The sequence below is a fragment of the Paenibacillus sp. MAEPY2 genome (assembly GCF_000499205.1).
Classification (GTDB): Bacteria; Bacillota; Bacilli; order Paenibacillales; family Paenibacillaceae; genus Paenibacillus; species Paenibacillus vandeheii.
In genome coordinates this window covers 35,780-56,044 of sequence record NZ_AWUK01000036.1, presented here as the reverse complement: position 1 = coordinate 56,044, position 20,265 = coordinate 35,780, and the positions used below count along the sequence as shown (strand labels likewise).

Sequence of the window (20,265 nt, the reverse complement as noted above, 5' to 3'; positions counted from 1 at the left end):
CAAGTCCAAGCTTCTGAACCTAATCGTAACGCAGCTTCATCTGCTCAGCCGTCCGTCTGACGGTTTCCTGATCCACGGTCAACACTCGGCTTGTCTCCGCAAGGGGAAAACGCTGACGCAGTGTGCGTACCAGCGAGGCTGTATACGCCGCAGCAGAAGGGACACCTGCCAGTTCCTGCAAACTCGCCATCGTTCCGGGCCGAACATCCGGATACCCTTCGTTGGCACCGTCTGCTGCTTCCTGATAGAACTGACGCACATCTGCTGCCAGTTGATCTCCTTGTCCCTCCACGATGATAAAGGCAGTAATAATATAAGCCTTGGCCTGTCTGCGCTGGGCAATACCACAGAATTTCAGTCCACCCACACTGACATCATAATCGCCAGGACAGAAAGCACCCTCGATCTCCCCCGTACGTGCCTGACTCGACCATGGTGTTAGCGATTCAGCGATCAATGAGGCCATCTCTCGGAAATCGTCGTGAATATTGATGGCACGTCCCGGGTTGGGCAGAATCAAAGACACGTTAACGACCCCTGGATTCAGGGGAACTGCTGCACCACCGGATGGACGAACACAGACCGCTGTGCCTTGGCTTCTCATGCGTTCCATGACTTCTACGGCCTGTGGCAATCTCCTGTCTCGCAGTCCCGCTACAAAGGCATCTGGATGCCGCCAAATGTGAGCAACAGGCAACTGACCTTCTCCCACTCGGCGGCACATGACTTCTTCCCAGGCAAATGCTTCTAGTACACTGCTCCCGGGCCGCAGGAGCGGTGTCTCCCAAATTTGCAGACGCAATGATTGATCCAGTTGCAGATGCTGCTCTGCTCCCCGCGATCCGGGTTGATCTGAATTGGACGGTATACTCATATAAGATAGCCTCCGACTAAACTAATCTGGATGAACTGAAATAATTGGGTGATCCTTATGTATCTCCTTGTGTGAATGCAAAAGTAATATATAAATAAGCCGGTTCCCCAGGGAACACGGCTTATTTATGAAAGCTTCCATTGGCACAAGCATCTATTCTGCCATTTCAGTTCCAGCAAAAATTGCCGAATGGAAACAACATAATTACGCCAAAGGATTCAAATGCTTCTGGCTTGTCCAACGCGTGGAATGAGCCAATCTTAATCTTTCACCAGTGACAGGAACTCTGCACGCTGTGCCGGATTGTCACGGAAAGAACCTCGCACAGCAGACGTTACCGTCTTGCTGCCCGGCTTCTTCACGCCGCGGGAACACATGCACAAGTGCTCGCCTTCCACGACGACCATGACACCGTTCGGCTCTACCGCCTCAGTCAGAATATCGGCGATCTGTGAGGTAATGCGCTCCTGAACCTGCAGGCGGCGGGTAACCGCCTCCACCAAACGGGCCATTTTGCTCAGTCCCACAATCTTGCCGCTCGGTACATATCCAATGTGCACCTTGCCGAAGAAAGGCGCCATATGGTGTTCACATTGGCTGTAATAGACAATGTCCTTCACAATGACCAGTTCTTCGTGATTCTCGTCAAACGTAACCCCAAGTACATCACGCGGGTCCACTTCATACCCGCCAAAAATCTCTTCATACATCCGGGTTACGCGTGCAGGCGTTTCCAGCAGCCCTTCACGCGTACTATCCTCACCGATCAATTTTAGGATCTGCTCAACGTGATACTCGATCTTCTCCCGATTGTCGGATACTTTTGAATTCAAATAATCTTTAACGCCAGCCACTGCCGAACGCCTCCTTTCGAACCACATGCTGTAAGCAACTATTCACTTCAGCATTATGCATAATTCGATTCTAACCGCTCCCGGGTATAATATATAGACGAATAAAACCATTTCGATCTATACATTCATGATTGGAAGTCGCTCTTTTGATTTATGCAAAATACTCACTCACAGCTATTATTTTCGGCGGCCCGAATTTTTACGCGCAGGATGTTGCCCCGGCTGAGGCATCTTCGCGCCAGGCTGCTGGTTCTTCATCATCTGCTGGGCGCGCTGCATTTGCTTGCCATTCAGGTTGTAACCCATTTGCTTCGCCATCTTCTGGAGCATGTCGGGATCACTTTGCATTTTCTCAAGCTGCTTCCGCAAGTAGTATACCCCAATGAAAAATCCTCCGACCAGACCAACAATCAATGTAATAATCGGTATTGCTATTGCCATCTCTTAGACACCTCTGTATGCAATCTAAAAAGCCTGATGATCCGTGTCAGCACATGATGTTGAATGCTCACGATGCAAACATGACACGTACCGGATTTCCTGAAAGTTATCATAGCATTTCCGCACGCCTTGAGCAAACGGATTTTCCAGCTAACTACCGAATTTAACATCCAGGAAACAGATCGAAAACATTCAGTAAATCTCTCAGCAACATCCGTTTAAGTTACATCAGGACCGCCTCTATGAAAACGGTTGTATGCTGAGCCAAGTCCACTTCTATCACATCCAGATCATAACGTGTACTGCCACGTGCAACCCGGATGACTGGCCTGCCGGGCAATCCCCGGTGCTGACGTACAATGACTCCGGTCTCCCTGGTAGACAATCGAACTGCTGTTCCATTCGGATAAACGGACACACTCCGGTTGAATTCGATCAGAATATCTCTATCCAGCTTCGTGCCAGACATCGCCATCATCTCTTCGCAGGCGTCATGTGGGAGCATACTTCGACCCGAAAGGCCATTGATCAGATTATCATACGTGTTAGCTGCACTGACGATTCTGGCGAACAGATGAATGTCTTTTTCCTTGATACCTCTCGGCAGTCCTGTACCATCTACATGCTCATGATGCTGCAATGCCGTATGTGCCACAAGCAGATTGAACTCCCGTTTGGACTTGATCAACTCGAACCCTTTCCACGTGTGATGCAGAGAAGAATTCGCTGCTGAACCGCTGCCGGGTGGCTCCCCCACTTTGCCGATGTCATGCAATAGGGCTCCGACAGCCAGATCCTTAAGCTGCGCATAGTTAAGCCCCAGATTCAGACCAATGACAGAAGACAGCAAACATACATTCATGGCGTGAACATACTGTGCGTTATCTTTGGTCCGAATATCTGTGAGCTGGACAAGCAATTCACGCCCGTTCAGAACATCGTTCAACAATTTATCTATGCTGATGGCGACCTTCTTCGGGCTCCAGTCCTTCCCGGAACGAATAGATTCAAGCGTGACACTCATTTCATTAATTACTGCCTTTTTCGTGGCTTCATCCAGAATGTCTTCTGTATCCACATCTTTATACGCTTCATCCTGGATGTACAGCATGGTCACGCCAATACGCTTCAGCGTATTAACCATAAATACGGTGAGCTGGACTCCGGCAGACAGCAATACCGTGCCGTTGCCAGAATATATGGTTTTACCCAAAAACTCCCCCGCCTCCACGCTCTCCACGTTAACATACTTCATGAACGTCCCCCGCTCTTACGATTGCTGCTCCAATGTGAGCAATTGCTCTTTGGTTTGCAGACCGCCTACATAACCCACCAGGGTTCCGTCTTTACCGCTGATGCGGTGACAGGGAATTATAATCGGAATCGGATTTTTGCTAATCGCATCCAGAACTGCTCGAACAGCTTTGGGCCTGCCGATGATTTCCGCAACCTGTTGGTGTGTTGAGGCCTCTCCATAAGATATATCGGACAGGACTTGCCATACTTGTAGCTGGAATGGTGTTCCAAACAAATCGAGCTTCAGTTCAAACGCTTTTCGTTCTCCTGCAAAATACTGCTTCAACTGCTGTACAGCTTCACTCAGCTTCTCTTCATTTTTCTCATATCGATATTCCCCAATCCAGGTACGGGCCCATTGTTGCAGATGCGCCTCGCGCACATGGAAAGCACCAAAATCAATGTGACACAGCCCCTTTTCCGTAGCACAAAGCGTAAGTGTTCCGATCGGTGTCAGCACCTCATCGTAATATACGGGTGTACCATGCAGACCTGTTACGGCTGACGGTTTCCATGCTGCAGCTTCCGGTTTGGCAGGCTCTGTCGTCTGTCCGTTCTCCTGTTTGGGTGCCTCATCCGTTACCTGACTTGGCTGTTGCCCATCCAATTGGTTAAGCTGATTATTCTGTTCCTTCTGATCCTCAGGCTTATTGTTGCTCGATTGCTCTGCCTGAGGCTTATCGGGTAAGGTCGCGGACGAACTCAGTCGTTCCTTGGCCTTCTGCAGCATGCTTAGCACGTTCCCATCTTGTTCGTTAGCGGCAGCTTCCCCAATAGCTCTCATTGCGTCTTCTCCTCCAATTCTGCTCAGCGCCCAGGCTGCAGTTCCCCGCAGCTCGGGACGCGGATCACGCTTCAGTACCTCCGTTAGTTTTGGTACAGCGGTTTTGTCTTTGAAATTGCCCAGGGCAATCACGGCGTTGCGCTGGATTGGCTTCTTGCCCCGCCAAGCGGCGGAGCTTTGGCCAAAGCGCTCTTTAAATTCACGGTTACCGATGTCAAGCAGCGGTATCAGCAAAGGTTTTACAATCTCCGGATCGGGATGAAACTCGGGATGGTGGTCCCAATTTTTACCCCGATTCTTCGGGCAGACAATCTGACAGGTATCACAACCGTACAGGCGATTGCCAATTTTCAGCATAAATTCTTCATCAACGAAGCCTTTTGTCTGGGTCACAAACGATATACAGCGCTGTGCATTCAGCTGTCCCGGCCCCACCAATGCTCCTGTTGGACAGGCATCAATACACTTCGTACATTCACCACAATCCTCGGTCACCGGGTTATCTGGCTGAAACGGGATATTGGTTACCAGCTCGCCGAGAAAGATCCATGAACCGAATTTGGGCGATATAATGGCACAGTTCTTGGCACTGAATCCAATCCCCGCACGCTGGGAAACAGCTCGGTCCACCAACGCCCCGGTGTCTACCATACTTTCGATCATGGCTTCAGGTACGCGCTCACGTATAAAATGAACCAGCTTGTCCATCGCAGCACGCAGAACTTGGTGATAATCCTGCCCCCAGGCAGAACGTGCCAGAATACCACGGTAGGCGCCCGGCTCCGACTTCGGCGGATTGATCATCTTCGAAGGATAAGCCACGGCTATCGCAATGAGCGAAGCAGGCTCTCCGTCCTTCAACTCGGGACGCACCCTTTTCTCAATGTCAGGCTCCTCAAATCCGGATTCAAACCCTTTAGCCCGATGCTGCTCCAGAATAGACTTCAATGTCACGAAAGGCTCTGCCGAGGCAAACCCAATATCATCAATGCCAATCTCGGGAGCGGCTGCCTTAATCTCTTGTTTTAACTTCTCCCATACAGCTGCCGCATTTGCTGCTCCGGTCTGTGCACTCGTCATATCTATTCCCTCTCTTCTTCCAACGCTAATTCCGTAAATAGTGAACGCCCGCCTCAGGTGGGAGGACAGGCGCTGATTTCGATATACAAGTCGGACATACCGGAGCTAAAAAGAAACCGAGTCTATATCGTTTAACGCAAAATGCAGCGCGAAGTTGTTGTCCTTGTCCTGCTAACATTTTACAGTTTTTTAATTTCCGAGAACGGCCAAAAAATAAATTCCGCCCTGCCTACAATTTCACTGGATGTAATGCTTCCAAACACACGACTATCCTTGCTCTTGCCCTCATGACGGTTATCTCCCATCACAAAGTAATGATCCGCTTCCAGCGTAATCGGTCCAAAATCAGGGTCCTGAACCTCCGTATCCGTGTACGTTTCCGCTTGCTGCTCCCCATTTACGAACAGATGGTGATCCCGCACTTCAACCGTATCTCCGGGAAGTCCAACAATCCGTTTGACCAGAAAATCTTTTTTCTCAACACCTTCACTTGGATCACGAAGCACAATGACATCCGATCGGGACGGTGTCCCAAAATCATATACAATTTTATTCACAAACAGACGGTCTCGCTCCACCAGCGTGGGCTGCATTGATTGACCTTTGACCATTGAGAGATTAAATACAAACAGGTTCAGCAGCATCATGATCACAAAAGCTATCACAATGGTTTTCACCCAGTCCCAAAGCTCTGCACCCCAGGATTTCCCCGGTTGATCAGGCACTCCTGGCCCGTTTCGTTCCTTGGAAGCCACATGCTCCGTTGAAAGGTTATTGGAGTTCAAAGAGACACCTCGTTTATCAATTTTGTAAGAAAAACGTCTATCGATGTACTTTCAAGGGAGAAAGACCGCATATAGTGAAAGTTTTTCTTAAAATATCAGGAAGCTCGGGCTCCGTGTTTATATGTTCTGATATTACCAAAATCGAGTGATCATAATCCTTTTAATTCTACTTCATTTGCAAGGGTGAAACAATTGGTTATGAGCACCAATACCACTGGAAAGGTAATAACAATGCGAATATAACAGTTAGAATAGGGGTCCAAGTTAAATGTAATAGCGTTCAGAAGTGGCGAAAAAAGGGGAATAATCGGTGAATAGCACCCATATAAATAGAAAGGCGTATCCCCCACGTTGTTACACGTTGAAAGATACGCCTAATATGAAATGAAAATCTGTTATATTTCTTTATTAACCATACAAACTAAGCTTTGGACAAGATACTGAGTTTCTGGAAAGCGCTCATAATCTGATTGGCACCGTAACCCATTGCTTCATATAGAGGCATGGCTACTTTGTTGTGCTCATCACCCGCCACCCAAATTTGACTGACTTTACGCTGCTGGAACCGTTGTTCCATGGCCTCGACAAGTTTTTTGCCGACTCCGCGGCGACGATAGTCTGGATGGACCGCAATACGATAGATGCATCCCTGGTTGTGGTCAATCGTACCGATCAAAGCGCCGACGAGGTCTCCCTCTTCTTCCGCAACCATGATCAGGTCAGAATCCCATGACAATTGACGGGCAAACGGGCCCATCGTGTTCTCATAACACTCTTCCGATAGTGCAACCTGGAGAAGCTCTGTCATCTGGCTTGCATCACTCAACTGAAAGGAACGAACGTGCATGTCTTAAATCTCCCTTTTCGTTAGCTTAGATGAGGTTTTACAAAAAGGGGTTCCCCTTTTTACCAAAAACCCAATGTTCATATAATGACAAAAAACGAGAAAATACCGCTTCTTCGTCAATTAAACCATACTTTACGCCATAAAACACGCATTTTCTTTTGAAAGCGCTTAATTGTAACCGTTTACATCCGAATATTAAACTTTTCCTCTATTCTGACCTCCAAAATCACATAAATAGTTTCATAATGGGTAAAATATGTTTGTTATCTCTAACCCATGAATGGATTAACGTCTGGGGGGACTTAATAAACAAAAATGTTGCTTAATTAGCCCGGATGCGGTTTAATATTAGTGACAAGGGTATTATTACATATGTACCTGGGCAATTTGCATAAATCCTATGAGCGACTTTCATTAAGCAAGATATAGATCGAAGTGATATTATTTCGTCTAAAACTTGTCCCGGGAGCGATTCGAATTGAATTATGCAAAATGCTGACCTTAACAAAAATCCCAAAATCTCAGGAGGTATTTCACTATGACTTTTCAATTACCAGCACTTCCTTACGCTAACGACGCACTGGAACCACATATTGATGCGCAAACGATGGAAATCCACCACGATCGCCATCACAATACTTACGTAACGAACTTGAACGCAGCTCTGGAAAGCGCTCCTGAACTGCAAGGAAAAAGCTTGGAAGATCTGATTGCTAACCTTGACAGCGTACCTGAAGGTATCCGCACAGCGGTTCGCAACAATGGTGGCGGACACGCTAACCACAGCCTCTTCTGGGAAATCATCGGACCTAACGGCGGCGGCGCTCCTACTGGCGACATCGCAGCAGCAATCGATAGCGAACTGGGTGGCTTTGACAAATTCAAAGAAGATTTTGCAAAAGCAGCTACAACTCGTTTCGGTTCCGGCTGGGCTTGGCTCGTCGTTGGCAAAGATGGCAAATTGTCCATCACTAGCACACCTAACCAAGACAGCCCTCTCTTCGAAGGTCTGACTCCGGTTCTGGGTCTGGATGTATGGGAGCACGCTTACTATCTGAAATATCAAAACAAACGTCCTGACTACATCGGTGCTTTCTGGAATGTAATCAACTGGGATGAAGTAAACAAACGTTACGCTGCAGCGAAATAAGACTGCTGGCATAATAGAAGAGCCTGACTCGGTCAACGCGACCGGATCAGGCTCTTTTTTGTGTGCTTTTGTTTGCTTCACGTCAGTTCATTCAATGTACATATGGTATGCGCCCATTATTCATTAACATCGTCATACGCTCCTGCAAAATAACTGCTGATGAGCTTCAGGAAGATGTTCGGGAATGCCATCTTGTCCATATCTTCCGGACCAATCCAGCGGTAGGTCAGGCCATCGCCTTTGCCAATCAGCGTAAGCTGAGCGTCATCTGCCGCTGGAGATTCATCCAACAGGTCCGCATCTTCCGATTGGTTGGAGAGCAGAGAAGTAACCGAATGGAACTGCTCCGAGTAAGTTGTTGCCAACTCAGACGCAGCAGACGCTGAGGATGAGTGATCGCTCGCAGCCGCCTGTGCGTCGTAGGCGGCTCTGGCTTCCGCAGCGATCAGCGGAAGCTCGTTACTCTGGTCCTGCTCGGTGCATTTGTACACCTGCAGGCTCCAGACAATATGGCTGAACACATGCTCCGCATGGGTAGCCAGCCCTTCCGGGCGGGCAGCGAAGCCTTCCGCCCACAGACTGCCGGCCAGCAAAGCCATGGCCGGCTCATCGGCCAGCGGCCCCGCCGCCTTGCCGGCTGCGGCGGGCGCCGCCAGCACATGCGGCAGCTCCCACATACGGGCCAATAGGCCCGTTGCTGGGCGCTGGCGCACAAGCACACGACCGCGATGAGCACCGCGGCCCTCCACAATGGCGACCAGCCGCTGCTCAGGGCGCGGCGGCTTCGCCTTGGTCTTGACCGGCAGCGTGAGCTCCCGTCCGGCGATGCGGCCGGAACATTGCTCCATGACCGGGCAAGTCAGGCAGTGCGGCGCTTTGGGCGTGCACACCAGCGCGCCAAGTTCCATCAGCGCCTGATTGAAATCACGCGCACGCCCTTCCGGAATGAGCTCTCCCGCGAGCTCTTCCATCAACACCCGGGTGCTGCCCTTCATAATGTCCTCATCAATGAGGAAGTATCGGGACAGGACCCGCATCACATTGCCATCCACCGCTGGCTGCGGCTGGTTGAAGGCAATGCTGAGAATGGCCCCGGCTGTATACGGGCCCACCCCTTTTAACGCAAAGACCGCCTGCTTGTCCTGCGGCATCTCCCCGCCATGCAGCTCCATGACTTGTCTGGCAGCTGCCTGAAGATTACGGGCACGCGAATAATATCCGAGTCCTTCCCAATTTTTCAAAACATCTTCTTCCGGTGCCTCAGCCAAAGCCTGTACGGTCGGAAAATTCCCGATAAAACGGTTGAAATACGGGATCACCGTATCCACCCGAGTCTGTTGCAGCATAATTTCCGATACCCACGTAAAATAGGGGTTGTTGTGGCGACGCCACGGCAAATCCCGTCTGTTGACCATATACCAATCCAGCAAATTCACACTGAAGTGTCGTTTCTGTTCCAATAAACCCATATTCCCGTCCTCTCCTGTTACCGTGCTTACATGCTAATGTTCTTCACACATTCCATCATGGTTACTGTTCAGATCCAGGCAACGTCTTCTCCATCTGCTCCACAATAGCAAAGGCCGCAGCCAGCTCCGTCTGGTGTGTAATGCTCAAATGAATGTCATACTGTTGGCCGTATGGCAGTTGCAGCCGTTCCCATGCCTCAGCGGACAGTGTGGCAACGGGACGTCCTTTCTCATCAGGCAGTACTTCAATGTCGGTAAAACTCATCACGCTTCCAATTCCGCAGCCAAACGCCTTGGACACTGCTTCCTTTGCGGCGAAGCGGCCGGATACAAACTCGACCCTTCGTTTCCCCCGATGATCCGCAATCTCCCGCTCGGCATATGTTAAAATTCGCTTCATAAACGCTTCCGCGTGGCGACCGGACATCAGCTTGCGCATGCGTCCAATCTCCAGCACGTCGTTTCCAATGCCATATATCATCAACGTTTCACCCGCTTAATCATTTATGCTGTAAACGATCTCCATTCGGTCATATGATCCGTAACTTATCCGAACACGTATTCTATTGTAGCAGGAGGGGCGTACGGATGCGAGTACCTTCGTCCACATTACCATTTATGTTAAAATATGAATCGGGAATAGTATGAAAATTGAGGAGGAATAAGATATGTCCACAGCATTTGAACTGCCTGCTGGCGGGGATGCCGTCATTCGCGGAAATATATTCACTGCACGGCAACCCGCTCAAGGAATCATGATCCTGGCTCACGGTTACAAAGGCTTCAAAGACTGGGGCATGTTCCCCTACGCTGCATCCCAGCTAAGCGAGAATCATCACGTCCTGACCTTCAATTTCTCTCACAACGGCGTTGGAGAAGATCTGGAGCAATTTTCTGAACTTGAAAAGTTTGCAGTCAATACGTACAGCCGGGAGCTTGCTGACTTGGCAACGCTGCTTGACTATGTGTCCACACAGCCAGAGCTTAACGAACTGCCGGTAATTCTGATTGGACATAGCCGTGGTGCAGGCGTATGCCTCGTGTACGCGCTGGATCATCCCGAGCAGATTGCGGGCGTTCTATCCTGGAACGGCGTAACTAACCTGGATCTTTTTACACCGGAGCAAAAAGAGGAAATGCGTACGCTTGGCCGCAGCCATGTCACGAACGGCCGAACAGGCCAGCAGATGCCACTGGATGTATCCATTCTGGAGGATTTGGACAAGCACAAGGACCGCTATGCCATCATTGATCGTTTGTCTGCCTCACCTCTACGTGTAGCACTTATTCAAGGAACAGAGGATGGCCAACGGCTGCGTGGCGGCTCGGCCGCACTGGTTCAGGCTCGTCCGGATGTCCCGTGGTACCAGATCCCTGGAGGAAACCACACGTTTAATACGGTACATCCATTCAAAGAATCGACTCCACAGCTTGAGCAGGCGATCACCGAAACCCTTCGCCAGATCGAGGCCTGGAGTAAGTAGTTCCTGCATAACAAAAAGAGTCGCTGCCTTATGCAGTGACTCTTTGCTGTTTAGATGCTTGCATTGTCCATATCATGGTATGCTTGCCATCCATATTAGATGCCAGGAATGGCATTACGTTTGTGATGTGTACGCTTGTAAAATGCTTCAAGACGCTCCTGTGCAGCCGGATCGATCTGTTTGCCCTCCAGATAGTCACTGTTCGCTTCATACGAAATGCCCAGTTCATCTTCATCGGTCTGGCCTTCCCAGAGTCCTGCTGATGGAGCCTTGTCCAAAATGGCCTGTGGCACGTTCAAATACGCAGCCAGCTGACGCACCTGACGTTTGTTCAGGGTGCTCAATGGTGTAATATCCACGGCGCCGTCACCCCATTTGGTGTAGAAACCCGTGATGGCTTCAGAAGCATGGTCTGTTCCGACAACCAACAGATTTTCCTCAAAGGAGAGAGCATATTGCATCACCATACGGGTTCTCGCTTTCACGTTCCCTTTGCCTTGGTGAGTCATGTGACGCGGGCTTCCCATCGATTTGAAACCTTGCTCCACTTCGAGTGCAATCTCGTTAACTGCATCTTCGATGTTTGTTTCCACAACATGCTTCAGGTCATAGGCTTTTGCCACAGCATAGCTATGGTCAATGTCCGATTGCTCACCATAAGGCTGGAATACACCCAGTGTTTTGTATTCCTTGTTCTCCTCTGCTGTAAGCTCGTCCGTTGCTTTTTTGCAAAGCGCCGTAGCTACAGCGCTGTCAATCCCGCCACTGATCGCGATGAGCAATCCTTTGGAACCGGCATTTTTCACATACGTTTTGAGAAAGTCAACGCGCTTGCGCACTTCCTCTTCTTCATTAATGCTTGGTTTAACCTTCAATTCAGCGATGATCTGTTGTTGCAAACTCATCGTTCACACACCCCGTTTCTAAATTAATGAAATTTGATGTCCATTTTGAAAGGTCCGAATGGTTCAATAACCTTATTCGCTCAAAATGAAACGCCCCGGCATCGGTCATCCGAAAGGCGGGGCGTTTGCTTGAGCTAATTAACGGCAGTAACGGTCAAACACACTTGTGAGCTCAGCCGCGATTTCCTCTGCAGAACGGTCTTCCACTTGATGACGCTCAATAAAATGAACGAGTTCTCCGTCTTTCATCAAAGCGATGGAAGGTGAAGATGGAGGATACGGTGCAAAGTATTCACGTGCTTTTGCTGTAGCTTCCTTATCCTGACCGGCAAATACCGTGTACAGGTGGTCTGGTGTAATATCATGCTGAAGTGCTTGGGATACACCTGGACGGCATTGACCTGCGGCACATCCGCAGACCGAGTTAATAACAACCAGAGCGGTTCCTTTGGCATTCGGCAAACTTGCTTCAACCTCTTCTGGCGTACGCAGCTCCTGAATTCCCAAACGAGTCAAATCATCCCGCATCGGTTGAACCATATCTTTCATGTATTGATCAAATGACATAGACATTTCGGTTTCACTCCTTAAACATGTAGGTTCTATTATTTAAAAAATTAAATGCTTTTGTGCTATTCCTATTATACATCGCTAATCAATGAAAGCAAGGTTCAAAGACCGCCTGCGGAAAGGCTTCTTCTACAATATTATGTCTCATTCCTTGGCAAAACATGCTTGAAGTTCAGCGTTGGAATGCAACCTTGAACGTTGTACCCTGACCTTCCTCCGATTCGATGGTAATGGTTCCGTTATGTCGTTCAACAATGCTTAGACACATGGATAATCCCAGTCCGGTTCCTTTGGCTTTGGTCGTAAAAAAAGGTTCGAACAGCTTCTCCTGCTTCACTCTAGGTATACCCGGGCCTGTATCTCGTACACACAGCTCCACCGTGTCATCCACCAACCGGGTCTCCAGCGTAAGTACTCCTTTTTCATTCATGGCTTCCATCCCGTTGCGAGCCAGATTAAGTACCACTTGTTTGATTTCCTTTGAATTCAGATGCAGCTTGGGCACATCGTGAGCCAGCATAAATTCAATACTCTGACCTCGCAAATTTGCATCCGCCCATAATAAAGGACTTAGTTCATGGATGATATCATGCAGCTGGGATTCTTCTTTCTCGGCAATTCTATTCTGCGCCAATGATAGAAAATCATTAATAATGCTGTTTGCCCGATCAAGCTCTTCCAGCACGATTCGGTAATAGTGATCCAGGGACTCCGGGCTCTTTTCCTGCATTAATTGAAGAAAACCACGCACAACCGCCATTGGATTTCTTACCTCATGGGTAATACTTGCGGCCATTTGTCCGACGAGACTGAGTCGATCCACATTATCGAGCTCGCTTCGCAGCATTTCAAGCTCAGTAATGTCCTGAATGATCAACATGGCTCCTATAGCCTCTCTTGGTTCTGGGGATAAAGCGTAAATAGGAACCGTCCGGGACTGGAACACGTTTGAGCCATAACGCACTGTCAGCCCACTCACTTCTCCATGAACAATGGCTTTGCGAATACTGTTCTCCATCTTGTCTGCCTGAGCTTGTTCGACAAACTGGCTAGCAGGTTGCCCAATCAAATCAGGTGTTGTTGTGCAGGGCAGTTGATCCCGCGCCGTTTGCTCCATGGTATCATTCACGAACTGCACGGTCCCCTCCCTATCTACGGTAGCTATGGATAAAGGAACGGCATTCAGAATTTGGTTAAGCTTTTCCGTTTCGGCTATGTATCGATGATGAACTTCGGACAAATGCTGCTCCAGCCCCCTGTGATGCTGCATCTGTTCAATCCAGAGCATACTAAGACTTCCGGCGAGGATTGCACCGATCGTGTATCCCAGAGCTGGCAATAGCCAATGTACTATTGAGAATGTTGCATGACTTTCAATAGATAGGATATATAGCAGACTGTCCACAACCAGCTCTGCCGTTATCAAGGCGATAACTGTTCCCATTTTGCGTGAACGTGTATAATGCTTGAATCGTTTGGCTGACAACCATACAATAGGATAGAGAAGGATACCCGTTTGAAATAGAAATCCGTACAAATTATAGGGATGCGCAAAGAGAAAATAGAAGAGTATCTGGAGAAGAGACAGCGTTAGGCCTACGCGGGGCCTGCAATACAATATGACGAGCGTCAGGGGCACAATGCCCAAGGAGATGGGAACGGATACTGGGCTTCCATAGAGAGCAAAAAGCAGACACAGTAACATGCTCACCACACTGGTCGCGGCAAAACTGGTCAGTATCATCCTGTGATATCCTGCCTTGGCGACCGTTTGCTTGGAGAGCCTCAAGTGCAATAATGGAATCAGGAATACCGCAGCTCCTGCAAGCAGTATTTGTAAAAGAATGTCCTTCAACGCAACCACAATGCCATCTCCCTCCTCTGCCTGCACATTCCCTTATGTATTTCTGATTAAAACATAGGCGACAGTATATTACAATATATCCCTTAAGACTGCATAATAGAACTGCTAATACATTTGTATTGTTTCATAAACAGGCAGGAGTAGACAGCTTTTTCGGAAATCAGACAAAATCAATGAAAAAAGAGGGTAATAACGCATGTATGATGTCATTGTAATTGGTGGTGGATCTGCGGGACTCATGGCCTGTGTTGCTGCTGCCGAGCATGGAGCCTCCGTGCTTCTGCTGGATAAAGGAGATCAACTCGGCCGCAAACTCGGGATCTCTGGTGGCGGTCGCTGCAATGTGACCAATGCCAAGGAGACGGATGAACTGATCCGGCATATTCCGGGCAATGGACGCTTTTTATATAGTTCATTTCAGAATCTGGACAATCAGGGAATTATGCGTTTTTTTGAGAATCTCGGTATTGCCCTGAAAGAGGAGGATAACGGGAGAATGTTCCCGGTAACCGATAAAGCCAAAACGGTGGTAGATGCGTTGGTAGGCAAGATCATTTCCCTTGGGGTTGAGATTCGCACCAAACAGCCGGTTAAGGAATTGATTCAGAACGGTCAACATGTGCAGGGAGTGAAGCTGGCATCTGGTACAACCGTGCTTGGACGCTCTGTTATTATCGCTACCGGGGGCAAATCGGTCCCCCAAACCGGCTCAACCGGGGATGGCTATCCTTGGGCTGAAGCGGCTGGACATACGATTACGGAGCTATATCCGACGGAAGTACCAATTGTGTCTGGTGAAAGCTGGATTCAATCCAAAGAATTGCAAGGCTTGTCCTTGCGGAATGTGGGGTTATCAGTTCTGGATGCCAAAGGCAAAACGGTTATCTCCCATCGCGGAGATATGATCTTTACCCATTTTGGCGTATCCGGGCCGATTGCGCTTCGTTGCAGCCAGTTTATTCGCAAAGTGCAGATGAAATCTGGACAACCACAGGTCACGATGAGTATTGATCTGTTCCCGGATCTGTCTGCCGGCGCTTTGGAAGCCCAGGTTCAGCAGGTGCTGGAGCAGGAATCCCGAAAGGCTGTCAAAAACATACTCAAAACATGGGTTCCTGAACGCATGATTCCATTGATGATGAAGCGTGCAGAGATCAGCGAAGACCTCACATTCCACCATTTTCCCAAAGGTATGTTAACTACATTAGTGGGGTTGATGAAGGCTTTTACCTTCCGCGCAGACGGTACACGTTCTCTCAAGGAGGCCTTTGTAACTGGCGGGGGAATCCACTTAAAGGAGATTTACCCCAAAACAATGGAATCCAAGCTGCTGCCGGGGCTATTCTTTTGCGGTGAAGTCCTGGATATTCATGGCTACACGGGAGGCTATAATATTACTGCCGCCTTCTCTACGGGGTATACGGCGGGTATGCATGCTGCAGAGTATAAAAACACTAGCTCATAACATGAACATACGATGTTGATGGACGGATTCACGTTCCACATCAGGTAAGGTCAATAAAAGTATTAAAAAAACCTCGAAATCCCACTATCATGGGGTATCGAGGTTTTTTATATGATATATGCTATGCCCATTCCAAATCCTTGTTACAAACACAGTTACATACTAAGACAAACAGCAGCATCACCCATATGTCTTTACGCCTTCACACTGCCCGAGAATCCATCGACTGAATCATCGAAGGTCGGATCATCATCCCGGTTATGCATCCCCTGTTCAGGATTGCTCCCTTGGCCTCCACTCGCATAACCTTCATGCCAATCTTCATTCACGAGATGAGCCGGAATGGATATATTCTGAAACTGATCCAATCCATCGGTTTCGGAAAGAAACACGGCACTGCCTCCGTGAGACTGTACGATTTCCACAGCGGATTGCGTATCCTGACGATCTGTAGGAATGTACAATTCGAGCGGTCCAGACTGATATGGTTTATACCCCAGTTCCTCCAAAGTTGCTTGCGCAGCGAGCAGCGCTGCATGATCTGCGAAGTGCACCTGAAGTTCACTATCATCCATCATAATTTTTCCTCCTTGCGAGAGCTGATCCCTTATCTTCTAAAATGATAAGATCCGTCTCCTCTAGCATGGTCAGTTATTTCATCGGATATGCTACTGCACAAGGAAGAATATCATTCTATGCAGATCGGATGTAACGAATCCAGCCTGTTACAGACAGAACGAACAGTCCAAATGCCACCGCAGCCGCAGCTGTAAGGATACCTTCGAGCCAACCCAGCCAGGCTGCCCCCAGTGAATATCCCATTAGAATCCCGATCGGAACGAATAACATTCGGACCATGGTCGTCGCAGCTTGATTCAACGCCTCGGCATCGTAGGATACGAGCTGAACATAGTCGGAGGTTGCAAATACATCCCATGAACGATAAAAGAGTACACTCAGCATGATAATTAATAATCCACACACAATCACATTGACCGGAAAAGGCGGCAGAGCTACAGCAGCGATGGATAGGCCACCAAGCTGCAAATACAGTTTCATGGTCGATGAGTTACGAAAAAATGCCTTGAATGCCGTCTCGGCTGTCCGATTAGAGATGGATCGATGACGCAGCAGCTTGCGCGGCTTGCGGAATATCATGGTCCGAGTGCGCGGCGCTTTTGGCTTGGTGATGGAGCGACTTAGTATAAGTGCTGTAAGCTTCAGTCTTTCCCGTAGATCCTCTCTCACATCGCCCTCAAAGGTCCCCTTCATCTCCAGCCTCATTCGGCCAACCATTATCAGTAGAAGGAATGCGGCCACGATGCCTGCAAGCAGTGTCCAGATCTGCCCATGCATCCAATACGTTGCCCCAATCGTGATAATGCCCATTGCAATTGCGAGAGGAATCATGCGAATCCAGCGTCTCCAGCCGGTATACCGTACTTTTGTCATATGGAGCACAATAACCTGAAATGAAGCCACTGCGCCAAACCAAATCGATATAAGCGCGATATGGATAATTGACATGTCATACACACGGGACCATAGTGGTGCGGTCAACGCGGTAATTGCAATCATTTTACCCAGATGCTGCATACAAGCCCGGTAGATCCCCTGTCTCATCAAGGTGCGCATCCACAGTGACCTCGACTTCAGGAATAACACATCCGCTTCTTCCACAAATATAATAATTCCACCTGTGAGCATAACGATGTCGATTAGTCCTGTCAGTGTAGGCAGCGATAATCCGGTCGCCCATGAGGGAAGCGGTTTGGACCACAAGCTCATATACCATCCGCTAAGATACAACAGACCCGGAACAAGCAGATATACCCATACCGTCCAATCTACTACCAGTTTCAGGTTTTTTAACTGTTCATTGAAGTGCTCCTTGCGCCTGCGTCTATATAAACCAAGTGGTGTGTATGTATGAAAGGTCTGCATCTCTTCTCCCCTTCCCGCTTAGGATGTCAGTGTATCAAAACAATCGAATAATGAGGCTTCCGGCAAATCCGCGGCTGCACGGATTTCATCCAGCGTTCCTTCAGCAGCTGATCCCCCGGCGTGGATGAGAATAAAACGATCACAGATTCGCTCTGCGGTATCCAGTACATGCGTTGACATAAGGACACCTGCACCACGGCGGCGCTCATCGTCAAGCAATTTCAGAAAATCCTTGGTTGCTCGCGGATCCAGTCCGATAAAAGGCTCGTCCACAATATATACATCCGGCGAGGACAGGAAGCCGATCATCAGCATCATTTTCTGCCGCATGCCCTTGGAGAAACTGGCTGGAAGATCATTGCGAACGTGGTCCATACCGAAACGAATCAGCAGTTCCTCCGCCCTGGCAACAAAGACATCTTCTTCCATCTCATAGGCGGCCGCAGCCAGGTCGAGATGTTCCCACAGGGTCATATATTCGTAAAAAACAGGCTGTTCTGGGATATAGGCATAGCGACCGTCTCCTCCAATGGTCACTTCATATTTTGCATGCTCAAGCAGGCCAAGCAATGTTTTGATGGTCGTGCTTTTGCCAGCCCCATTCGGTCCGATAATGCCTACCAATTCTCCTTGAGCCACGTGTAATCGGATGTTTCTTATTGTGGATTGACCCGCATCATATCCTGCTTCCGTAATATGTACATCCAATATGGACTCCTGTGCGGGTATATCTTTGTTTTCGCTTTCCATATCATTCACTCCCTGTCCTGTCAGGTGCTTGTTCGGTTCTTTATTGTTATTGTAAACGAGTTCGTGAGGAATTGTTTGATCATTTTGAGCTTTTGTATTCTATATTAAATGGAACAAAGATTATTTTACACTTACCACTCCGATGCTAGAACATAACAGCGATCGGAAGGTTGTTCTGTCAGCGCAGTGACAAGGGTAAATATTCAATCGTTCAATTTATATAGACAAAAAATGATTAAATTTTAATTGCTAAAAATGCAAATCTTGTGACATATCGCATGTTTTTCACACAAACAGACGCTTACAATAAAAACATGGCGACCCTCTGAATCGTCAACTGTCAGTTCATTATCAATTACAAACTAATCTGAAAAGGCGGGATCAGCATGCTGGAATTACAGGAAATCGGAACCGAACGTTCTCTTCATCTGTACCGCACCTTGGCCCAGACATTTAAGAGCGTGAATGAACACGCTGTATCCGGAAGCAAAGTGCATGGCTTCAACCCCACCGCTTACGGGGTGCTCGAAGTGTTATATATGAAAGGAGCACAGCCTATTCAACAAGTCGGTGCACAGCTTCTGCTGCAAAGCGGGAATGTCACTTATGTCATTGACAAGCTGGAGCAAAAAGGACTTTTGCATCGCAAACACTGTCCACAGGACAGACGCATCATTTTTGTAGAACTGACCGAGGAAGGCCAGCGTACCATGGATGAAATCTATCCAGGCTATGCACACAAAATTGATCGTGCTGTCAGCGGACTGAGCGAGGATGACAAAACATTGCTGTCTGAGCTGTTGGAAAGGCTTGCACTCGGTGCAGATCGTTTATCCGCAAACGGCTAGGACCAGCCCCATATCACCTGATCCAAATTAAAAATAACCGGTTCGCCTAAATAGGCGGTACCGGTTATTCGTATGTGTTAATCAAAGGTACAGAATCCACATCAACACCGTCAGGGCAGCGACAACCAATCCACCTGCAATCAGCAAATCGACAACGTATCTGGACAGATCTGAGCGACTGTGCCCCTCAATCTCCCTCTGAGTCTCTTCGTACTTGCGTTTGGCTTCGTCTTCCTTCGACGAATTCAGATTATTGGGAAACATCATCCTCACCTCTACTCCCAATGAGATATCTATATTATTTTGTGTTGGTTTGCCCCTGATTACGGGCTTTATTCACTATCCATCCCAGACCGGATTGCCACAACAAAAAAACAAAGGTTGTTATTACTACGTATTGATAAGGGCCGACATACTGGAAGGCATCCATTTTGAACACAAAGATGGAGAACAACAGCGCACTGCCTATACCCAAAAGAAAATAAGTTCCGATTACAGATATCACCCTTGTTACAGGTCCATTCAATCTCAAGGAAGCAAGCACATTGTCCACAAATAACGATAAAGGCAGAATCAGAAATAGAAGAACAGCCACATTGATAAGAATGCTTATGATCAATGTATACCAGAAAGGATAGTAATATGTATGTTCAGCTCGTTCAACTAAGGGAACATATTGCATGAGTTCGACAACCATAGGAAGCGAAATACATGTTAGAAGGGCTGCCAGCGACTTGATTGAAAATGGCACAAACCCGTACGATTGCTGCGATTGTTTTCTCATCTTAACTCGCCTCCCATTCTATTACTGAACATTACAGAAAATCCCTTCTAGAAAATAATAAACAAAAAAGC

Annotated in this window: 21 protein-coding genes; 4 read left to right on the top strand and 17 right to left on the bottom strand. The window is 48.3% G+C overall.

Translation table 11 applies throughout. From position 1 onward, the window contains the following. Positions 1-19: 19 nt before the first annotated feature. The 7 genes from P364_RS0126190 to P364_RS0126155 form a co-directional block, all read right to left on the bottom strand. Positions 20-874 carry a lipoate--protein ligase family protein gene (locus tag P364_RS0126190; RefSeq protein ID WP_024633002.1) on the bottom strand — a complete coding sequence of 285 codons (855 nt, stop codon included), beginning with the start codon at positions 872-874 and terminating at the stop codon, positions 20-22. Between the two features lie 260 nt (positions 875-1,134). After that, positions 1,135-1,728 (bottom strand): GTP cyclohydrolase I FolE, encoded by a 594-nt coding sequence (gene folE / locus P364_RS0126180; protein ID WP_024633001.1) that lies wholly within the window; start codon positions 1,726-1,728, stop codon positions 1,135-1,137. 177 nt (positions 1,729-1,905) lie between these two features. After that, a complete protein-coding gene (locus tag P364_RS0126175; protein WP_024633000.1) occupies positions 1,906-2,169 on the bottom strand; it encodes a YneF family protein in 264 nt (87 codons plus the stop codon). A gap of 223 nt (positions 2,170-2,392) precedes the next feature. Then, positions 2,393-3,424, bottom strand: coding sequence for an HD-GYP domain-containing protein (locus P364_RS0126170; protein WP_024632999.1), 1,032 nt, complete (start codon positions 3,422-3,424; stop codon positions 2,393-2,395). Positions 3,425-3,439: 15 nt separating this feature from the next. Next, positions 3,440-5,329 (bottom strand): tRNA epoxyqueuosine(34) reductase QueG, encoded by a 1,890-nt coding sequence (gene queG, locus P364_RS0126165; RefSeq protein ID WP_024632998.1) that lies wholly within the window; start codon positions 5,327-5,329, stop codon positions 3,440-3,442. A gap of 179 nt (positions 5,330-5,508) precedes the next feature. Beyond that, positions 5,509-6,114, bottom strand: a complete 606-nt coding sequence (lepB, locus tag P364_RS0126160) for a signal peptidase I (protein ID WP_024632997.1) — start codon at positions 6,112-6,114, stop codon at positions 5,509-5,511. Between the two features lie 421 nt (positions 6,115-6,535). Beyond that, entirely contained in the window at positions 6,536-6,961 is a 426-nt protein-coding gene (locus P364_RS0126155; protein ID WP_024632996.1) for a GNAT family N-acetyltransferase, read from the bottom strand. Positions 6,962-7,499: 538 nt separating this feature from the next. Here P364_RS0126155 and P364_RS0126150 point away from each other — a divergent pair. Beyond that, positions 7,500-8,111 (top strand): superoxide dismutase, encoded by a 612-nt coding sequence (locus P364_RS0126150; protein WP_024632995.1) that lies wholly within the window; start codon positions 7,500-7,502, stop codon positions 8,109-8,111. 116 nt (positions 8,112-8,227) lie between these two features. Here the strand turns inward: P364_RS0126150 and mutY are convergent, their stop codons facing one another. Beyond that, positions 8,228-9,580, bottom strand: coding sequence for an A/G-specific adenine glycosylase (gene mutY / locus P364_RS0126145; RefSeq protein ID WP_024632994.1), 1,353 nt, complete (start codon positions 9,578-9,580; stop codon positions 8,228-8,230). Positions 9,581-9,641: 61 nt separating this feature from the next. Further along, positions 9,642-10,061 (bottom strand): holo-ACP synthase, encoded by a 420-nt coding sequence (gene acpS, locus P364_RS0126140; RefSeq protein ID WP_024632993.1) that lies wholly within the window; start codon positions 10,059-10,061, stop codon positions 9,642-9,644. Positions 10,062-10,248: 187 nt separating this feature from the next. Between acpS and P364_RS0126135 the strand changes: the two genes are divergently transcribed. Beyond that, a complete protein-coding gene (locus P364_RS0126135; protein ID WP_024632992.1) occupies positions 10,249-11,064 on the top strand; it encodes an alpha/beta hydrolase family protein in 816 nt (271 codons plus the stop codon). 95 nt (positions 11,065-11,159) lie between these two features. Here the strand turns inward: P364_RS0126135 and nadE are convergent, their stop codons facing one another. The 3 genes from nadE to P364_RS0126120 all read right to left on the bottom strand — a co-directional run bounded on the left by nadE (position 11,160) and on the right by P364_RS0126120 (position 14,403). Then, a complete protein-coding gene (gene nadE, locus P364_RS0126130; RefSeq protein ID WP_024632991.1) occupies positions 11,160-11,969 on the bottom strand; it encodes an ammonia-dependent NAD(+) synthetase in 810 nt (269 codons plus the stop codon). A gap of 138 nt (positions 11,970-12,107) precedes the next feature. Next, positions 12,108-12,542: a BrxA/BrxB family bacilliredoxin gene (locus P364_RS0126125; RefSeq protein WP_024632990.1), complete on the bottom strand. Its 435-nt coding sequence runs from the start codon at positions 12,540-12,542 to the stop codon at positions 12,108-12,110. Positions 12,543-12,711: 169 nt separating this feature from the next. Next, positions 12,712-14,403 carry a two-component system sensor histidine kinase NtrB gene (locus tag P364_RS0126120; protein ID WP_081718145.1) on the bottom strand — a complete coding sequence of 564 codons (1,692 nt, stop codon included), beginning with the start codon at positions 14,401-14,403 and terminating at the stop codon, positions 12,712-12,714. Between the two features lie 196 nt (positions 14,404-14,599). On the opposite strand from P364_RS0126120, the gene P364_RS0126115 reads away from it, so the two are divergent. Continuing rightward, positions 14,600-15,868, top strand: coding sequence for an NAD(P)/FAD-dependent oxidoreductase (locus P364_RS0126115; protein ID WP_024632989.1), 1,269 nt, complete (start codon positions 14,600-14,602; stop codon positions 15,866-15,868). Between the two features lie 194 nt (positions 15,869-16,062). Here P364_RS0126115 and P364_RS35650 read toward each other — a convergent pair whose 3' ends face one another. The 3 genes from P364_RS35650 to P364_RS0126100 form a co-directional block, all read right to left on the bottom strand. After that, complete coding sequence (locus tag P364_RS35650) at positions 16,063-16,446, bottom strand: hypothetical protein (protein ID WP_024632988.1); 384 nt, start codon at positions 16,444-16,446, stop codon at positions 16,063-16,065. A gap of 115 nt (positions 16,447-16,561) precedes the next feature. After that, a complete protein-coding gene (locus tag P364_RS0126105) occupies positions 16,562-17,812 on the bottom strand; it encodes an ABC transporter permease (RefSeq protein WP_024632987.1) in 1,251 nt (416 codons plus the stop codon). Positions 17,813-17,830: 18 nt separating this feature from the next. After that, a complete protein-coding gene (locus tag P364_RS0126100) occupies positions 17,831-18,562 on the bottom strand; it encodes an ABC transporter ATP-binding protein (protein ID WP_024632986.1) in 732 nt (243 codons plus the stop codon). 386 nt (positions 18,563-18,948) lie between these two features. Between P364_RS0126100 and P364_RS0126095 the strand changes: the two genes are divergently transcribed. Continuing rightward, positions 18,949-19,410 carry a MarR family winged helix-turn-helix transcriptional regulator gene (locus P364_RS0126095; RefSeq protein WP_024632985.1) on the top strand — a complete coding sequence of 154 codons (462 nt, stop codon included), beginning with the start codon at positions 18,949-18,951 and terminating at the stop codon, positions 19,408-19,410. 81 nt (positions 19,411-19,491) lie between these two features. Here the strand turns inward: P364_RS0126095 and P364_RS0126090 are convergent, their stop codons facing one another. After that, positions 19,492-19,677 carry a hypothetical protein gene (locus P364_RS0126090; protein ID WP_024632984.1) on the bottom strand — a complete coding sequence of 62 codons (186 nt, stop codon included), beginning with the start codon at positions 19,675-19,677 and terminating at the stop codon, positions 19,492-19,494. Between the two features lie 31 nt (positions 19,678-19,708). Next, entirely contained in the window at positions 19,709-20,194 is a 486-nt protein-coding gene (locus tag P364_RS0126085; protein WP_024632983.1) for a hypothetical protein, read from the bottom strand. Positions 20,195-20,265: the final 71 nt, after the last annotated feature.